Raw genomic sequence first — 15,886 nt, 5'->3', positions numbered from 1 at the left:
CGGGGCGGCGTACGCCGACGCGGTGTCGGGGTACGCCGCCCTCGGCGGGACCGGGCTGCGGGAGGCGGCCCGCGTGCTCGTGTCGGCTACTTCGGGTCGCGGTCGAACACCGACTTCGACCACACGTAGCCGAGGACCGTCAGCGCCAGGCACCAGGCGATCGCGAGCCACCCGTTGTGGCCGATCTCGCTGCCGAGCAGCAGGCCGCGCAAGGTCTCGATGGCCGGTGTGAACGGCTGGTACTCGGCGATCGGCTGGAACCAGCCCGGCATCGCGTCGACCGGGACGAAGGTGCTGGAGATGAGCGGCAGGAAGATCAGCGGCATCGCGTTGTTGCTGGCGGCCTCGGCGTTCGGGCTGACCATGCCCATCCCGACCGCGATCCAGGTGAGCGCCAGGGCGAACAGCGTGAGCAGCCCGAACGCCGCGATCCACTCCAGGGCCGTGGCGTTCGTGGACCGGAAGCCGATGGCCACGGCGACGGCCCCCACGAGGACCACGCTGATGACCGACTGCAGCACACTGCCGACGACGTGCCCGACGAGCACGGACCCACGGTGGATCGCCATCGTGCGGAAGCGGGCGATGATGCCCTCGGTCATGTCGTTGGAGACGGACACCGCGGTACCGATCGTGGTGCTGCCGATGGTCATCAGCAACAGGCCCGGCACGAGGTAGGCGATGTATGCGGAGCGGTCGGCGCCGCCGCCACCGATGCCCGCGCTCATGGTGTCGCCGAAGATGTAGACGAACAACAGCAGCAGCATGACCGGGGTGAGCAGCAGGTTCAGGGTGAGGGACGGGTAGCGCCGGGCGTGCAGGAGGTTGCGGCGCAGCATCGTGGAGGAGTCGCGCACGGCCAGGGACAGGGAGCTCATCGGACGGTCTCCTCGGGCTGGTTGGGGATGTCGGCGCCGCCCGTCAGGGCGAAGAACACGTCGTCGAGGTCGGGGGTGTGCACGGTCAGCTCGTCCGCCTCGATGCCGGCCGATTCCAGCCAGTCGAGGATGGAGCGCAGCTCGCGCTGGCTGCCGTCGCTGGGGAGCTGCAGCGCCAGTGCCTCGTCGTCCCGGGTGACCTCGCGCAGGGCGAGGACGGCGCTCTGGTACGCGGCCGGGTCGGCGAAGCGCAGCCGCACGTGTCCGCCGGGGACGAGCCGCTTCAGCTCCTCGGCGGTGCCCTCGGCGGCGATCTTCCCGTCGTTGAGCACGGCGATACGGTCGGCGAGCTCGTCCGCCTCCTCCAGGTACTGCGTGGTGAGAAAGACGGTGACGCCGTCGGAGACGAGCTCGCGGATGATCTGCCACATGTTGTGGCGGGAGCGCGGGTCGAGGCCGGTGGTCGGCTCGTCGAGGAAGATGATCCGCGGGTTTCCGACCAGCGTCATGGCGATGTCGAGGCGCCGCTTCATGCCGCCGGAGTAGGTGGACGCCGGCTTCTTCGCCGCCTCGGTGAGGTCGAAGCGCTCCAGCAGCTCGGCGGCGGTGCGCCGGCCCTCGCGGCGGGAGAGGTGGTGCAGGTCCGCCATGAGGAGCATGTTCTCCTCGCCGGTGATCAGGCCGTCGACGGCGGAGAACTGTCCCGTGACGCCGATCGCGGCGCGCACCGCCTGGGGGGCGGCGGCCAGGTCATGGCCACCGACGTGGATCACGCCGGCATCAGCGCTGATCAGGGTGGAGAGGATCTTCACGGCGGTGGTCTTGCCGGCGCCGTTCGGGCCGAGCAGGGAGAAGATCGTCCCTTCGGGAACGGCCAGGTCGACGCCGTCGAGCACGACCTTGTCGCCGTAGGACTTGCGCAGTCCGTTCGCCGCGATGGCCAGGTTGGTCATGAGAGGTGCCCCCTATTGCTGACTACGGATCTACAGGCTGCGGGCGGTGATGTCGCCGTGGGAGGTGGTGGCGCGGATGTCGAGTTCGGCGGTGCCGTCGTTCTTGAGGGCGTTGCTGATGCGGCCGTGGCCGGTGCCGGCGTCCAAGGCGGCCGAGACGCCGGCGGCGGCGGCGACCGAGATGTCGCCGGACTCGGTGCGCAGCACGACCGTGCCGCGCCCGGCCTCGGCGATCCGGATGTCGCCCCGTGCGGTGCTGATCTCCGCGGAGCCGCCCAGCCGGCCGACCTCGACGTCGCCGTCGACCGCGCTGAGGCGGACGCTCGCGGCCTCGTCGATCTTGATCTGGCGGTACGCGCCTTCGAAGGCGACGTCGCCGAGGCGGCCGACGACCCGGAGTTCGGCGCCGGCCGCCTTCGCCTTGACGCGGGAGCCGGCGGGCAGCTGGACGGTCACCTCGACGGATCCCGAGGGGCCGAAGAGCTGGTTCCTCGCCTCCGGGGCCGCGATCCGCAGGACGCCGTCGCCGTAGGCGACCTCGATCTGCTCCGCCGCCTTCACGTCGCGGGCCTTCGAGGCGTTCGCGGGCAGGACCTCGACGGTGGCGTCGGCCCGGTCGGCGGCGATGAACTGCACGCGCCCGGCGGGGATGTCCAGGTCGACGGAGATCGGGCTGGGGGTGTCGAACTTCTGCATCGTGCTCTCCTCCTGCGCTTGTCGTTTCTGACATTGGAAACGCTACGTTGCGTTGCCTGATCGAGCAACGACCTTGTTGCGAATAATCAGCGTAGATGCAGGTAGATTGCTAACAATCGTTGCAACGAGCCTGCTTCTAATGCAACGTCAGCCGCCGCGCTCGTTGCATTGGATTGAGAGTGAACGCTATGCTGGGGCACAAGGAAGCACGGAGGGAGATCGCGGTGCCGGGAGGCAGGCTCACCCAGCAGGAACGCCAGCAGATCGCGCTGGGCGTGGCCGACGGGCTCGCCTACGCGGAGATCGCCAGGCGTCTCGACCGCCCCACCTCGACGATCACGCGTGAGGTGATGCGCAACGGCGGCCCCACCGCCTATCGCGCAGACCTCGCCCACCGCGCGACCGAACGCCGCGCTCACCGGCGCCGGCAGGCCGCGCTCCGGGGGCCGCAGGCGCCCGAGCAGGCCTACGGACGCGACGCCGAGGCCGTGCGCGAGTACGAGGAGGTGTTCACCACCCTCCTGATAGGGCAGGGCCTGCCCAAGATGATGGCCCGGGTGCTGACCTGCCTGCTCACCGCCGACGCGGGGAGCCTGACCGCGTCCGAACTCGTCCAGCGCCTCCAGGTCAGCCCGGCGTCCGTCTCCAAAGCGATCGCGTTCCTCGAAAGCCAGGGCCTCGTCGGCCGGGAACGCGACGAACGCCGACGCGAGCGCTACCGCGTCGACGACGACGTCTGGTACCAGTCGATGCTCGCCGCCGCCCGAGCCAACGCCCAGCTCGCCCAGACCGCCCGGCAGGGCGTCAGCATCCTCGGCCCCGAGAGCCCGGCCGCCGCCCGCCTGGAGAACATCGCCCGCTTCCTCGACTTCGTCGGCGAGAGCATCGCCCGCGCCGCGGAGCAGGCCCGCGAGATCCTCCACACGCAACCCGAAACCACCTCGGACGGCACGGTCAAGCCATCTTCGGACCGCGGATAGGCAGCCGTCCTGGTTCGGGTCGCGGATGAGCTGGCGCCAGCCGCCAGCCGCCGTGACGGCCACAGCCGGTGGTGCCCGCGCCCGAGCCGTCGACCCGATCCGACGCCATCGTGGGCCCGCCGGTGCGCGGCTGGGGGCAGAGAGAGGGATCGGGGCCGGATCGGGCGGGGGACGGATGGCCGGCTTGCATATCGCCATGCAGAGTTCTCGGTGCTTGAATAGTCGGGCGGTGATCACGGACCCTGGGAGGGGGAGCACGTCATGAGCGTGGCCGACAGCCCTGCCGCGCGGCTGCAGGCGCTCTTCGAGGGGCACCGGCTCACGCCGACCCAGCGGCGCATCGCGCACAGCATGGTGCGACGGGCCGCCGACGTGCCGTTTCTGTCGAGCGTGGAGCTGGCCGAACTCGCCGGGGTCAGCCAGCCGTCCGTGACCCGCTTCGCGGTCGCTCTCGGCTTCGACGGCTACCCCGCGCTGCGCCGGCACCTGCGCGAGGTCGCGCCCCCGGAACAGGCGGCGGGGGCCGGGGCGTACAACGAGTACCAGCAGGCCGTGGAGGCCGAGATAGAGAACCTGAGGCATCTGGCGGAGGCGCTGGCCGACCCGCAGCCGGTGCACAAGGCCGGCCGGATACTCGCCGCCTCGCGCCCCCTGCCGGTGCTCGGCCTGCGCGCCGCGGCCTCCCAGGCGTACGGCTTCGCGTACTTCGCGGCCAAGGTCCACCCGGACGTCCGGCTGCTCGACGAGGGCGGCACGATGCTCCAGGACCGTATCGACGCGGCCGTACGGGCGGGCGCGAGCGCGTTGCTCTGCTTCGCGCTGCCCCGGCATCCGCGCGAGGTCGTCGACACGCTGGCGTATGCCAGGGAGGCGGGCCTGACGGTGGTCACGGTCGCCGACTCGGCGTTCGCGCCCGTGGCCAAGGTGTCCGACCTGCTGCTGCCGGCCGCCGTCGGTACGGGGCTCGCCTTCGACACGGCCTGTGCGCCGATGCTCCTCGGACGGGTCCTCCTCGAAGCGATGTGCGACGACCTGCCGGACGCCCAGGCCCGCCTGGAGGAGTTCGACACGCGGGCCGCGGCCCGGGGGCTGTTCGTCGAGTAGCCCGGTCCGCCCGCCTCGGCGCGGGGTTTTTCAGACTCGTCTCAGGTTCCCTCGCTAGCCTCTCTGCACTGAGGCGCTTCACAGGAGGAGACGGGAGGCCGGACGTGGTGCGCGGAGGACAGGGACTGGCTCGGGTGGCCGTCGTCGTGCGGGCGGGGGCAGCACCGCTGTGGTGGCTCGGGGTGTTCGCGGCCGGTATCGGGGCGCTCGTGCCGGGTGTGACCGGACGCCGGATCGGCGTCCTGGCCGGGGCCGCGCTGTTCATCGTCGCGACCGCCGTCGTCACCTGGTCCCGCCGCAAGCGGTACGCCGCCCTCGCCGGCGCTGCCGCCCGCGCCGGGAAGTACGACATCCTCCAGGACCGCGCGGTCACCGTCCGCACCTGGCGGCGCGGGCACCGCTGGTGGCTGCTCGCCGCCTTCGCCGCCGCGCTCGGCAGCTCCTTCGCGGTGCCCGCCGCCGGGGGCATGCTGCTCGCCGGAACCGGCGCCGGGCTGCGCCTGAAGGCCGCCTGGCTCGGGCGGCGGGAGAAGGCCGACGACGTGCTGCTGTGGGTGCGCGTCGACTGGCTCGGCCGCCGGGGCGGCGGCCCCGCGGGCAAGCCGGTCAAGGGCTACCGCAGCACCGGCATCGCGGCCGGCGACGCGGCCCCGGGCGGGGCGCGCCGCCGTACCGCCGAGCTGGTCTAGCGCCCCTGTCGGGCACTGGCGCGGGCAGCGGCCGGGCGGAGGGTCAGACCTCCAGTTCCTCCTCGATCTTCTTCAGCTGGTGGCGGGCCATCGCCAGGTTGGCCCGCTTGGCGTCCAGGACGAGGTAGAGGAACAGGCCGTTGCCGCCGCGGCCGGTGAGCAGCCGGATCAGGTGGTACTGGTCGGACAGTGTGATCAGGATGTCCTCGATCTGGCCCTTGAGCCCGAGGTGTTCCATGGTGCGCAGCTTGGCCCGTACGACGTCGGTGTTGCCGGCGGCCGCGACGGTGAGGTCGAAGCTCTTGCTGCCGCCCATCGTGCCCAGCGCCATACCGCTGGTGTAGTCGACGAGGGCGACTCCGGTCGCGCCCTCGATGGAGGCGAGCGCCTCTTTCAGCGCGGTTTCGGTGTTGGCCATTTCGGGATGAGTCCTTTCAACTTTCGGTGGTGGTACGCGCGTTCGCGGCCGGGCGTGGGCTCGCGGGGGTGCGCGCGGTGCGGGTCCGCGTGGGTGGTGCGGGCCTGGTGGGTGGGGTCTCGGTGGGGGTCCATGGGGCGGAGGGCTGTGGTGGCGGCTCGGCGCGGGCGGCGGCCTCGTCGACCAGCTCGCCGATCCGGGCGCTCGCACGGCGGCCCTCCAGGTGCAGGCGGCCGACGTTGACGCGGTCCTGGGCGAGCACAGTCAGAACGGCGTTGCGGCCCGCGGCGTACGTGGCCACGTAACCGTGGACGCCGCGGACGAGCACCTCGCGGAAGTCGCCCTGTCCCGTCGCCTGCGCCAGCCGTACGGCGACGCCCAGCGCGGCCGCGGTGAGCGCGGCGACGCCTTCCGGTTCGACGCCGGGCGCGTCCTGGGCGAGGACGAGCCCGTCGACGCTGGCGGCGAGGGAGCCGGTCAGCTGGGGGATGCGGGATCTCAGTCGGCGGAGTTCGTCCAGGACGTCCGCCTCGGCTGTCATCAGCTGTCTCCTCTCGGCGCGAGGTCGCTGCCGCGCGGGGCGGTCAAAGGGCCTCCAGCGCATCTCTCAGCCTTTTCAGCAAGGTGATGTGGGGGTCTTGGTAGGGCAGCAGCTCTTCGGTGGGTGCGGGTGGCGCGTCGCCCGGTGCCGGTGCCGGTGCCGGTGCCGGTGCCGGTGCCGCTGTCGGTGCGGGGGCGTGGGCTGGTGCCGGCGCGGCGATGCGGGGCGATACGAACCCAGCCGCTGCCAGGCGCCTTATGTCCACGAGGGTGTGGAACGCCGGGCGGCCCAGTGCCCGTGAGATGTCCGCCGCCGTTCGTGTTCCGTCGACGCGGCCCAGTACGGCTTCCTGGCGGGGCGTGACCGTCGGGACCGTCGGGCGGTCGGCGCGGACCAGGGGGGCCTCGTCGATCACCGGGTCGGGCCAGATGGTGTGGAGCAGGTCCCGGCGGCGCAGCGTCTCCCGCTCCACCGCGGTCACCGGAACCGGGTGCACCGGCCCCAGCCAGTGGGCCTCGCCGTAGCGGAAGCGGGCGGGGGCGCTGCTCGGGCCCAGCACGAAGTACGCCGCGTCGAACAGCGCCCCCAGATGGCACAGCTCCAGCGCTCCCTCGACGATCCGGCCGCTGTCGACGAGGAACCGGCCCACCAGCCCCTGCGGCCCCGCCTGTGCGAGCGCCTGCCGCCAGCCCTCCTCGTCGAGCACGCCGTGCGCGATGAGCAGGCTGTCGAGGCCCGGGGTGGCGGGGCTCTCCGCGTACACCACCTGGCCCTCGGACAGGTGGAGCATGCCGCCCTCGCGCATCAGCACGCCGGTGGCCCGCTCGGCAGCGAGCCGGCTGAGCATGGGGGACAGGCCGCCGCCCGGGATCCGCGTCCCCTGCCGTACCGGCAGCGGGGGCGGTGAAGGGACTCTGACCATCGTCATCCCAGCACCAGCCGTCCGGCCATCTCGCCGAGCCGGATGCGGGCGAGGGCGAGGTTGCCGTCCTCGCGCGCCAGCCACAGGTGCAGGAAGACGCTGCTGTCGAAGGTCGTCGGGACGAAGCGGAGCAGGTGGTAGCTGTCCCGGTTGGCGATGATCAGGTCCTCGACCGGGCAGGCGTCCTCGGACCAGTCGGCGTCCCCCTCGGGGGCGAACGCGCGGTGTTCGGCGGCCAGCCGGGCCAGTTCCGCCGCCTCAGCCGCGGTCGTCTCGTGGTCACCGCCGGGCGCGTCGCCGACCGTGCCCAGGGCGAGCCCGCTCGTCCAGTCGACCACCGCGGCACCCCGGGCACCGGGCAGGCGCATGGCTTCCAGCAGACACTCGTCGATTCCGGGCACAGCGGTGCTCCCCTCCCGCCTCGGGTACGGCTGAGTGACACAGACGCTACGCAACGTGTGCGCGAGGGGTGAGGGATCTGGCATTTTCCAGTGGAACATGCGCGGGACCGCTAAGGTGGGTCAACTGACCCTGTTTACCGCGGCGTTGGGCGCAAGTGAGGCTCCTCCTCGTTGACGTGCGGGTATGCCGGCCGCGTGCATACCGGGGAGGGCGCGCGGTTTCGTCAGAGCTCCGACAATGCTCCCGCGCGCCCCCCGCCCGACTCCGCCACGATCTCCTCGACCGACTGCGGCTCCCGTACGACGCCGAACCGGATTCCGCCGCCGCCGTCCGGCGCGTAGCCGTACACCCCCGGCCGGGCAAGGGAGTTGTAGGCGTAGTGGTGCGCGAAGTAGTACGCGCCGGTGTCCAGCACCGCCACGTGGTCGCCCTGCTCCAGAAGCGGCAGCGCCCGCGCCTCGGCCAGCAGGTCACCCGCGAAGCAGGCCGGTCCCGCCACGTCCTGCACCACCTCGGGTCCCTCCTTGGAGCGCCCCTTCGCGTCGTAGGCGGCGATTCGCAGCGGCCAGGACGCCGGCGCGTACACCGTCCGCACCGCGACCTGCACCCCCGCGTGCGTGACCGCGACGGCCCGGCCGCCCGCGCTCTTGGTGTACTCCACGCGCGCCACCAGCGTCCCGTGCTTGGCCAGCAGCGACCGCCCGAACTCCGTGACCAGTCCGTACCGTCCGTCGAACAGCCCCGGCACCGCCTCCGCCAGCAGCCGCGCGTACTGCGCGTACGTCGGCGTCGTGACATCGGAGCCGAAGTTGACGTGCAGACCGCCGCCGATGTCGATCGTGTCGATCTGCCGACGGCCGACGTGCCGGTTGATCTCCTCGGCGAGCGCATACGTCTCCGCGATACCCCGCGCCATCAGCGACAGCGGCACCCCCTGGGAGCCGGAGTGCGCGTGCAGCCGCGTCAGCCAGGGCCGCTCCGCATAGGCGCGCACCACCCACTCGCGCGCCCCCTCGTCCCGCAACGCCACCCCGAACTTCGAGGTGGCCGTCGCCGTCGACAGCGCCCGGATCGAACCGGCCCCGGTCTGCGGATTCACCCGGATCCCCAGCGGGGAGTCCGTCCTCACCGTGCGGACCAGCTCGTCGAGCCGCGTCAGCTCCTGCGGGCTGTCCGCGTTCACGGCGGCGCCCAGCTCCAGCGCCCGGCGCAGCTCGGCCGCCGTCTTGGCGGGCGAGTCCAGCACGATGCACTCCGGGGCCACCCCCGCCGCCCGGGCCAGCGCCATCTCGCCCGGACTCGCCACCTCCGCGCCGATGCCCGCCTCGCGCAGCAGCCGCAGCACCGGCACCAGCGGGGTCGCCTTGACCGCGAACGCGTGCAGCACCGGCGTCCCCGGCGCCACCACCGCGTCGAAGGCCGCCCGCAGCGCAGCCGCCGAGTCCCGGATGCCCACGACGTCCAGCAGGCCGACGAGCGGGGCGTCCGGCCCCAGCAGTCCGTGTTCGACGGCGGCCCGCACGGCGTCGTCCCGCCGCGCCACCCGCTCGGCGTCGCGGCCGTCGCCGCGTGCCCCTGTCTCGATCTTCCCCACGTCCACCGCGCCCCCCGTCCCCGTGCCACCGTCTGCGGTCATGCCTCCAGCCAAACATCCCGGCCCCCGCCCTGCTGGCGCAAGGACGTATTGACTAGTTCTATTCAGACAGCCAGGATGTGAATAACCACTGCAACAGTCCCGCGCGCCCCCGCCGCGTGACGCCGTCCACCAGGAGGCAGACCATGTCAGGACCCCGCCCCGTCCGAGCGCCCCGCGGCACCGAACTGAGCGCCCTGGGATGGCAGCAGGAGGCCGCCCTGCGGATGCTGCAGAACAACCTCGACCCCGAGGTCGCCGAGCACCCCGACAAGCTCGTCGTCTACGGCGGCACCGGCAAGGCCGCGCGCGACTGGCGCTCCTTCGACGCGATGGTCCGCACGCTGCAGACCCTCAAGCAGGACGAGACGATGCTCGTCCAGTCCGGCCGCCCAGTCGGCGTCATGCAGACCCACGAGTGGGCCCCGCGCGTCCTCATCGCCAACTCCAACCTCGTCGGCGACTGGGCCAACTGGGAGGAGTTCCGCCGCCTGGAGGCCCTCGGCCTGACGATGTACGGGCAGATGACCGCCGGCTCCTGGATCTACATCGGCACCCAGGGCATCCTGCAGGGCACCTACGAGACGTTCGCCGCCGTCGCCGCCAAGAAGTTCGGCGGTTCGCTGGCCGGAACCATCACCCTGACCGCCGGCCTCGGCGGCATGGGCGGCGCCCAGCCGCTCGCCGTCACCATGAACGACGGCGTCGCGATCTGCATCGACTGCGACCCGCGGGCCATCGAGCGCCGCATCGAGCACCGGTACCTGGACGTGAAGGCCGACTCCCTGGAGCACGCACTCCAGCTGGCCGCCGAGGCGCGCGACGCCCGCCGTCCGCTGTCCATCGGCGTCCTCGGCAACGCCGCCGAGCTGGTGCCGCAGCTCCTCGCCATGGGCGCCCCCATCGACATCGTCACCGACCAGACCTCGGCCCACGACCCGCTGTCGTACCTGCCGGTCGGCGTCGCCTTCGAGGACATGGCCGCCTACGCCGCCAAGGACCCGGCCGGCTTCACCACCCGCGCGCGTGAGTCGATGGCCCGGCACGTCGAGGCCATGGTCGGCTTCATGGACGCCGGTGCGGAGGTCTTCGACTACGGCAACTCGATCCGCGGTGAGGCGCAGCTCGCGGGCTACGAGCGGGCATTCGCCTTCCCCGGGTTCGTCCCCGCCTACATCCGGCCGCTGTTCTGCGAGGGGAAGGGCCCGTTCCGGTGGGCGGCGCTGTCGGGCGACCCGGCGGACATCGCGAAGACCGACAAGGCGATCCTCGAGCTCTTCCCCGAGAACGAGTCCCTCGCGCGCTGGATCAAGATGGCCGGTGAGCGGGTCCACTTCCAGGGGCTTCCGGCGCGTATCTGCTGGCTCGGGTACGGGGAGCGGGACAAGGCCGGTGAGCGGTTCAACGACATGGTGGCGAGCGGGGAGCTGAGCGCGCCGATCGTCATCGGCCGTGACCACCTCGACAGCGGGTCCGTCGCCTCTCCGTACCGCGAGACGGAGGCGATGCTCGACGGGTCGGACGCGATCGCGGACTGGCCGTTGCTGAACGCCATGGTCAACGTGGCGTCCGGCGCCTCGTGGGTGTCCATCCACCACGGTGGCGGCGTGGGGATGGGCAGGTCCATCCACGCCGGGCAGGTGACGGTGGCCGACGGCACCAGGCTCGGCGGCGAGAAGATCCGCCGGGTCCTCACCAACGACCCCGGGATGGGTGTCATCCGGCACGTCGACGCCGGGTACGACATCGCGGAGTCCGTCGCCGAGGAGCGGGGCGTGCGGGTGCCGTTGCGCGAGGGTGACGACGCGTGACCTTCCACAGCATGTGGTCGGAGTTGCTGCCGGTCGGCCGCGACTCCGCCTCCGGTGGCTACCGCCGCTTCGCCTGGACCGGTGCCGATGCCGAGTGCCGGGCCTGGTTCGAGGAGCAGGCCGAAGCCCGGGGGCTGGTCCACGAAGTCGACCGGAACGGGAACCAGTGGGCCTGGCTCGGGTACCCCGCCCAGGGGGACGCCGTGGTCACCGGGTCCCACCTCGACTCCGTGCCCGACGGCGGGGCCTTCGACGGGCCTCTCGGGGTCGTGTCCGCCTTCGCCGCGCTCGACGAGCTGCGGAGCAGGAACGTCCGGTTCGCCAAGCCCTTCGGCATCGTCAACTTCGGCGACGAGGAAGGCGCCCGGTTCGGGCTGGCCTGCGTCGGGTCGCGGCTCGCCGCCGGGCAGCTCACCCGCGAGCAGGCCCACCGGCTGACCGACGGCGACGGGGTCACCTTGCCGCGGGCCATGGAGGCCGCCGGGTACGACCCCGACGCCATCGGGCCCGATCCCGAGCGGCTCGGCCGTATCGGCGCGTTCGTCGAACTGCATGTCGAGCAGGGGCGGGCGCTCGACATCGGCGGGGACGCCGTCGGCGTCGCCAGTGCCATCTGGCCGCACGGCCGGTGGCGGTTCGACTTCCGGGGCGAGGCCAACCACGCGGGGACCACCCGGCTGGCCGACCGGCGCGACCCCATGCTGCCGTACGCCGAGACCGTGCTCGCCGCCCGTCGCGAGGCCGAACTCGCCGGTGCCGTCGCCACCTTCGGGAAGATCGCCGTCGAGCCCAACGGGGTCAACGCGATCCCGTCCCTCGTCCGTGGCTGGCTCGACTCCCGTGCCGCCGACCAGGCGAGCCTCGACACCGTGCTCGGCGGCATCCAGAAGGCGGCCCGGGAGTACGCCGACGCGCATGGTGTCGATCTGGACGTGGTGCGCGAGTCGTTCACGCCGGTCGTCGAGTTCGACCACGCCCTGCGGGACGAACTTGCGCGCATCCTCGGCCGGGACACCGACCTGACCGTGCCCGTCCTCGGGACCGGGGCGGGACACGACGCCGGGATCCTCTCCGGGAGCATCCCGACCGCCATGCTGTTCGTGCGCAACCCGACAGGCGTGTCGCACTCCCCGGCCGAGTACGCCGCCGAGGACGACTGCCTGGCCGGGGTGGCCGCACTCGCCGACGTACTGGAAGGGCTGGTGTGCAGGTGACACGGACGTACTGGCTGGAGCACGCCTGGCTCGACCCGGCCGTCGAGCCGGGTGTCGCCCTGGAGGTGGCCGACGGGCGCATCACCGCGGTCCACACCGGCGTCGACGCCCCACCGCCCGGCGCCGAGGTACTGCGCGGGCTGACCCTCCCCGGGCTCGCCAACGCCCACAGCCACGCCTTCCACCGCGCCTTGCGCGGCACCGTCCAGATCGGCTCGGGGACCTTCTGGACCTGGCGGGAGGTCATGTACTCGTTCGCGGACAGACTGACCCCCGACACGTACCACGCGCTCGCCCGTGCCGTGTACGCGGAGATGGCGCTGGCCGGGGTCACCGCCGTCGGCGAGTTCCACTACGTGCACCACGCCCCCGGCGGCACCCCCTACGCCGACCCCAACGCCATGGGGGAGGCGCTGATCGCGGCCGCCGCCGAGGCCGGCATCCGTATCACCCTCCTCGACACCGCCTACCTGTCCGCCGGCTTCGGACAGCCCCCCAACACCCACCAGCTCCGCTTCTCCGACGGCACGGCCGAGGCCTGGGCCGAACGCTGTTCAGTTCTCAAGGAACGCGATCACGCACGGATCGGTGCGGCGATCCACTCCGTACGGGCGGTGCCCGCCGACCAGTTGGCGACGGTGGCGCGCTGGGCGCAGGAGCGGCGGGCCCCGCTGCATGTGCACCTGTCGGAGCAGACGGCCGAGAACGACGCCTGCCAACAGGCACACGGCCACACCCCGACCCGGCTCCTCGCCGACCACGGCGTCCTCGGGCCGCGCACCACCGGGGTGCACAACACGCACCTCACGGACGAGGACATCCGGCTGATCGGCTCCACCGGCACCGGCACCTGCATGTGCCCCACCACCGAGCGGGACCTCGCCGACGGCATCGGTCCGGCCCCGGCCCTGCAGGCGGCCGGCTCGCCGCTGTGTCTCGGCTCCGACAGCCACGCCGTCATCGACCTGTTCGAGGAGGCCCGCGCGATGGAGCTGAACGAGCGGCTGCGCACCCGCACACGCGGCCACTGGACGGCGGCCGCCCTGCTGCGGGCCGCCTCCGCCGACGGGCACGCCGCGCTCGGCTGGGACGGCGCCGGCGCCCTGGAGGCGGGCGCGCTCGCCGACTTCACGACGATCGCGCTCGACTCGGTCAGGACCGCGGGGCCCCTGCCACGGCTGGGCGCCGAGACGGCCGTATTCGCCGCGACGGCAGCGGATGTGCGCCATACGGTCGTGGGCGGCCGGCAGGTCGTCCGCGACGGAGCCCACCTGCTCGTACCGGACGTGCCACGGGCGCTGGCGGACGCCGTCGAAGCCCTGCGCGCCTGACGACCCGAAGCCACACGTCCGCGACGCCGCCCGCCGACGGCCCGGCCACCCACGAGGAACTCATGAGCAGCACCGTCATCACCAACATCGCCAGCCTGGTCACCAACGACCCCTCCCTCGGATGGGGGTCCCCCCGCTCGAGCAAATTCGAGAGTGGGGGAGGGTCCCCCCTCGGACTGATCCGGGACGCGGCCCTCGTCATCGACGGCGACCGCGTCTCCTGGATCGGTGAGTCGAGCAAAGCACCCGCCACTGACAATCGGGTCGACGCCGGCGGCCGCGCGGTGATCCCGGGCTTCGTGGACTCCCACTCGCACCTGGTCTTCGCGGGCGACCGCACCGAGGAGTTCAACGCCCGTATGTCGGGCCGCGGTTACACGGCGGGCGGCATCCGCACCACGGTGGCGGCGACCCGGGCCGCGACGGACGCGGAACTGGAGACCAACCTCGTCCGCCACCTCACCGAGGCCCTCCGCCAGGGCACCACCACCCTGGAGACCAAGTCCGGCTACGGCCTCACGGTCCACGACGAGGAACGCGCCCTGCGGATCGCCTCCGCGCACACCGACGAGGTCACCTACCTCGGCGCCCACATCGTCTCCCCCGACTACGCCGACGACCCGGCCGCCTACGTGGCCCTGGTCACCGGCGAGATGCTCGACGCCTGCGCGCCGCACGCCCGCTGGATCGACGTCTTCTGCGAGAAGGGCGCCTTCGACGGCGACCAGGCCCGCGCGATCCTCACCGCGGGCCTGGAGAAGGGCCTGCACCCGCGGGTCCACGCCAACCAGCTGTCGTACGGCCCGGGCGTGCAACTCGCCGTCGAACTCGGCGCGGCCAGCGCCGACCACTGCACGCACCTGACGGACGCCGACGTCGACGCCCTCGCGAACAGCGACACGGTCGCCACCCTGCTGCCGGGCGCCGAGTTCTCCACCCGCGCCGAGTGGCCCGACGCCCGCCGCCTCCTCGACGCGGGCGTCACGGTCGCCCTGTCCACCGACTGCAACCCCGGCTCGTCCTACACGTCCTCCGTGCCGTTCTGCATCGCGCTCGCCGTGCGGGACATGCGCATGACCCCGGACGAGGCGCTGTGGTCGGCCACGGCCGGCGGCGCCCGTGCCCTGCGCCGCACGGACGTCGGACGCCTCTCCCCGGGCGCCTACGCGGACCTGGCGTTCCTCGACGCCCCGAGCCACGTCCACCTGGCCTACCGCCCGGGCGTGCCCCTGGTCGACGAGGTGTGGCGGCGGGGCCGGAGGGTCGCCTAGCTTGATCTTTAACCTCCGGCGTCGAATGGTGCGTCGAACTTGATCACTCGGTCCGGTAACTGCCGTACGCAGAAGCGGCCTTCGTCTGAACATGTGCTCCGACCAAGGAACACACACGTCCAGCACGAAGGCCGTGAGGATGAGTCTGCTGCATCGCGATGCCCGGCAGGAGGCGTTGGCGGAACTGTCACGCTTCCGGGGCGAGTTCTACTCCTGCCTGGCCAAGCGTTCGGATGCGCTGTTCGAGCTGGCCGACGCTGTGCTGTGCGCGGACGGCCCAGTTCGCTCGCTGGTGGAACTGTCGCTGGTCGGCGAGCATCGCCGCGGACACGGCGGGCTGTATGACGCCCTGGCCGCGGGCGGGGTGGACATCGCCCGGCTGCGACGGGCTCTGGCTGCGGTGCCGCTGCCGCGAGCGGCGGACGGCCGGCTGGTGCTGGCCGCCGACATCACCTGCTGGCTGCGCCCCGACGCCCACACCTCACCGCAGCGGATCCTGTGCCACACCTACGGCCGCGGCAAGGACCAGCACATCCCCATCCCTGGCTGGCCCTACTCGATCATCTGCGCGCTGGAAGCAGGCCGCAGCTCATGGACCGCTCCGCTGGACGCCCTGCGTCTGGCTCCGGGGGACGACGCCGCCACGGTCACCGCCCGGCAGATGCGCGAGCTGACCGAGCGGCTCATCGCGGCCGGACAGTGGAGGGACGACGACCCGGACATCCTCATCGTGGTGGACGCCGGATACGACGTGCCCCGCCTGGCCCACCTGCTCAACGACTTGCCGGTGCAGGTACTGGGCCGGATGCGCTCAGACCGTGTCCTGCGCCGGGCGGCACCGCCCCGCGAGGCGGGCACCCGGGGCCGTCCGCCCCGCCACGGCGGCGAGTTCGTCTTCGGCGACCCGGCCACCTGGAACACTCCCGATGCGACGACCGTGACCAAGACCCGTTTGTATGGCACGGCCACCGCCAAGGCCTGGGACCGGCTCCACCCCAGGCTGACTCACCGCTCTGCGTGGGTCTCCCAGCTGGGCGCGTTGC

16 protein-coding genes are annotated in these 15,886 nt (G+C 72.4%); 8 read left to right on the top strand and 8 right to left on the bottom strand.

Going from position 1 to position 15,886, the window contains the following annotated elements:
• Positions 1–86: 86 nt before the first annotated feature.
• The 3 genes from ACIRC0_RS30680 to ACIRC0_RS30670 are packed head-to-tail and all read right to left on the bottom strand — an operon-like array spanning position 87 to position 2,527.
• Complete coding sequence (locus ACIRC0_RS30680) at positions 87–878, bottom strand: ABC transporter permease (protein ID WP_403622423.1); 792 nt, start codon at positions 876–878, stop codon at positions 87–89.
• Positions 875–1,831, bottom strand: coding sequence for an ATP-binding cassette domain-containing protein (locus ACIRC0_RS30675; protein ID WP_403622420.1), 957 nt, complete (start codon positions 1,829–1,831; stop codon positions 875–877). Before ACIRC0_RS30675 ends, ACIRC0_RS30680 begins: the two co-directional genes overlap by 4 nt.
• Positions 1,832–1,861: 30 nt before the next feature.
• Entirely contained in the window at positions 1,862–2,527 is a 666-nt protein-coding gene (locus ACIRC0_RS30670; RefSeq protein ID WP_403622417.1) for a DUF4097 family beta strand repeat-containing protein, read from the bottom strand.
• Between the two features lie 224 nt (positions 2,528–2,751).
• On the opposite strand from ACIRC0_RS30670, the gene ACIRC0_RS30665 reads away from it, so the two are divergent.
• The 3 genes from ACIRC0_RS30665 to ACIRC0_RS30655 all read left to right on the top strand — a co-directional run bounded on the left by ACIRC0_RS30665 (position 2,752) and on the right by ACIRC0_RS30655 (position 5,300).
• The gene (locus tag ACIRC0_RS30665) at positions 2,752–3,507 is read left to right on the top strand and encodes a helix-turn-helix domain-containing protein (protein ID WP_403623012.1); all 756 of its coding nucleotides are present in this window, start codon (positions 2,752–2,754) and stop codon (positions 3,505–3,507) included.
• A 261-nt stretch (positions 3,508–3,768) separates the two neighbouring features.
• Positions 3,769–4,611: a MurR/RpiR family transcriptional regulator gene (locus ACIRC0_RS30660; protein ID WP_403622414.1), complete on the top strand. Its 843-nt coding sequence runs from the start codon at positions 3,769–3,771 to the stop codon at positions 4,609–4,611.
• A 104-nt stretch (positions 4,612–4,715) separates the two neighbouring features.
• A complete protein-coding gene (locus ACIRC0_RS30655; protein ID WP_403622411.1) occupies positions 4,716–5,300 on the top strand; it encodes a hypothetical protein in 585 nt (194 codons plus the stop codon).
• A 43-nt stretch (positions 5,301–5,343) separates the two neighbouring features.
• On the opposite strand, the gene ACIRC0_RS30650 is transcribed toward ACIRC0_RS30655, so the two are convergent.
• From ACIRC0_RS30650 to ACIRC0_RS30630, 5 genes are all read right to left on the bottom strand, one after another.
• Positions 5,344–5,718, bottom strand: coding sequence for a hypothetical protein (locus ACIRC0_RS30650; protein ID WP_403622408.1), 375 nt, complete (start codon positions 5,716–5,718; stop codon positions 5,344–5,346).
• Between the two features lie 16 nt (positions 5,719–5,734).
• On the bottom strand, positions 5,735–6,259 hold the full coding sequence (locus ACIRC0_RS30645; RefSeq protein ID WP_403622405.1) for a roadblock/LC7 domain-containing protein: 525 nt from the start codon (positions 6,257–6,259) through the stop codon (positions 5,735–5,737).
• A 43-nt stretch (positions 6,260–6,302) separates the two neighbouring features.
• Complete coding sequence (locus ACIRC0_RS30640; RefSeq protein ID WP_403622402.1) at positions 6,303–7,187, bottom strand: transcriptional regulator; 885 nt, start codon at positions 7,185–7,187, stop codon at positions 6,303–6,305.
• The gene (locus ACIRC0_RS30635; protein ID WP_366028317.1) at positions 7,184–7,582 is read right to left on the bottom strand and encodes a hypothetical protein; all 399 of its coding nucleotides are present in this window, start codon (positions 7,580–7,582) and stop codon (positions 7,184–7,186) included. The genes ACIRC0_RS30640 and ACIRC0_RS30635 overlap by 4 nt, the downstream gene beginning before the upstream one ends.
• A gap of 224 nt (positions 7,583–7,806) precedes the next feature.
• Positions 7,807–9,219 carry a diaminopimelate decarboxylase gene (locus ACIRC0_RS30630; RefSeq protein WP_403622399.1) on the bottom strand — a complete coding sequence of 471 codons (1,413 nt, stop codon included), beginning with the start codon at positions 9,217–9,219 and terminating at the stop codon, positions 7,807–7,809.
• A 143-nt stretch (positions 9,220–9,362) separates the two neighbouring features.
• Here ACIRC0_RS30630 and hutU point away from each other — a divergent pair, with 143 nt between their 5' ends.
• The 5 genes from hutU to ACIRC0_RS30605 all read left to right on the top strand — a co-directional run.
• Positions 9,363–11,027, top strand: a complete 1,665-nt coding sequence (hutU, locus tag ACIRC0_RS30625) for a urocanate hydratase (protein WP_403622395.1) — start codon at positions 9,363–9,365, stop codon at positions 11,025–11,027.
• Positions 11,024–12,241, top strand: coding sequence for an allantoate amidohydrolase (locus ACIRC0_RS30620; RefSeq protein ID WP_403622392.1), 1,218 nt, complete (start codon positions 11,024–11,026; stop codon positions 12,239–12,241). The genes hutU and ACIRC0_RS30620 overlap by 4 nt, the downstream gene beginning before the upstream one ends.
• Positions 12,232–13,572 (top strand): formimidoylglutamate deiminase, encoded by a 1,341-nt coding sequence (locus ACIRC0_RS30615; RefSeq protein ID WP_403622389.1) that lies wholly within the window; start codon positions 12,232–12,234, stop codon positions 13,570–13,572. Before ACIRC0_RS30620 ends, ACIRC0_RS30615 begins: the two co-directional genes overlap by 10 nt.
• Positions 13,573–13,634: 62 nt before the next feature.
• Positions 13,635–14,843: an imidazolonepropionase gene (hutI, locus tag ACIRC0_RS30610; RefSeq protein ID WP_403622386.1), complete on the top strand. Its 1,209-nt coding sequence runs from the start codon at positions 13,635–13,637 to the stop codon at positions 14,841–14,843.
• Between the two features lie 139 nt (positions 14,844–14,982).
• Positions 14,983–15,886, top strand: a 904-nt coding sequence (locus ACIRC0_RS30605) for a transposase (RefSeq protein WP_403622383.1), incomplete at its 3' end; no start/stop codon positions are given.

It is taken from the genome of Streptomyces sp. NPDC093984, from assembly GCF_044764595.1.
GTDB lineage: Bacteria > Actinomycetota > Actinomycetes > Streptomycetales > Streptomycetaceae > Streptomyces > Streptomyces cynarae.
This window is presented reverse-complemented; position numbering and strand designations above follow the sequence as displayed.

Coding starts and splice junctions, on each gene's coding strand:
- ACIRC0_RS30680 (WP_403622423.1), bottom strand. CDS start 878: ATGAGCTCCCTGTCCCTGGCCGTGCGCGACTCCTCCACGATGCTGCGC.
- ACIRC0_RS30630 (WP_403622399.1), bottom strand. CDS start 9,219: ATGACCGCAGACGGTGGCACGGGGACGGGGGGCGCGGTGGACGTGGGG.
- ACIRC0_RS30645 (WP_403622405.1), bottom strand. CDS start 6,259: ATGACAGCCGAGGCGGACGTCCTGGACGAACTCCGCCGACTGAGATCC.
- hutU (WP_403622395.1), top strand. CDS start 9,363: ATGTCAGGACCCCGCCCCGTCCGAGCGCCCCGCGGCACCGAACTGAGC.
- hutI (WP_403622386.1), top strand. CDS start 13,635: ATGAGCAGCACCGTCATCACCAACATCGCCAGCCTGGTCACCAACGAC.
- ACIRC0_RS30670 (WP_403622417.1), bottom strand. CDS start 2,527: ATGCAGAAGTTCGACACCCCCAGCCCGATCTCCGTCGACCTGGACATC.
- ACIRC0_RS30650 (WP_403622408.1), bottom strand. CDS start 5,718: ATGGCCAACACCGAAACCGCGCTGAAAGAGGCGCTCGCCTCCATCGAG.
- ACIRC0_RS30660 (WP_403622414.1), top strand. CDS start 3,769: ATGAGCGTGGCCGACAGCCCTGCCGCGCGGCTGCAGGCGCTCTTCGAG.
- ACIRC0_RS30640 (WP_403622402.1), bottom strand. CDS start 7,187: ATGACGATGGTCAGAGTCCCTTCACCGCCCCCGCTGCCGGTACGGCAG.
- ACIRC0_RS30675 (WP_403622420.1), bottom strand. CDS start 1,831: ATGACCAACCTGGCCATCGCGGCGAACGGACTGCGCAAGTCCTACGGC.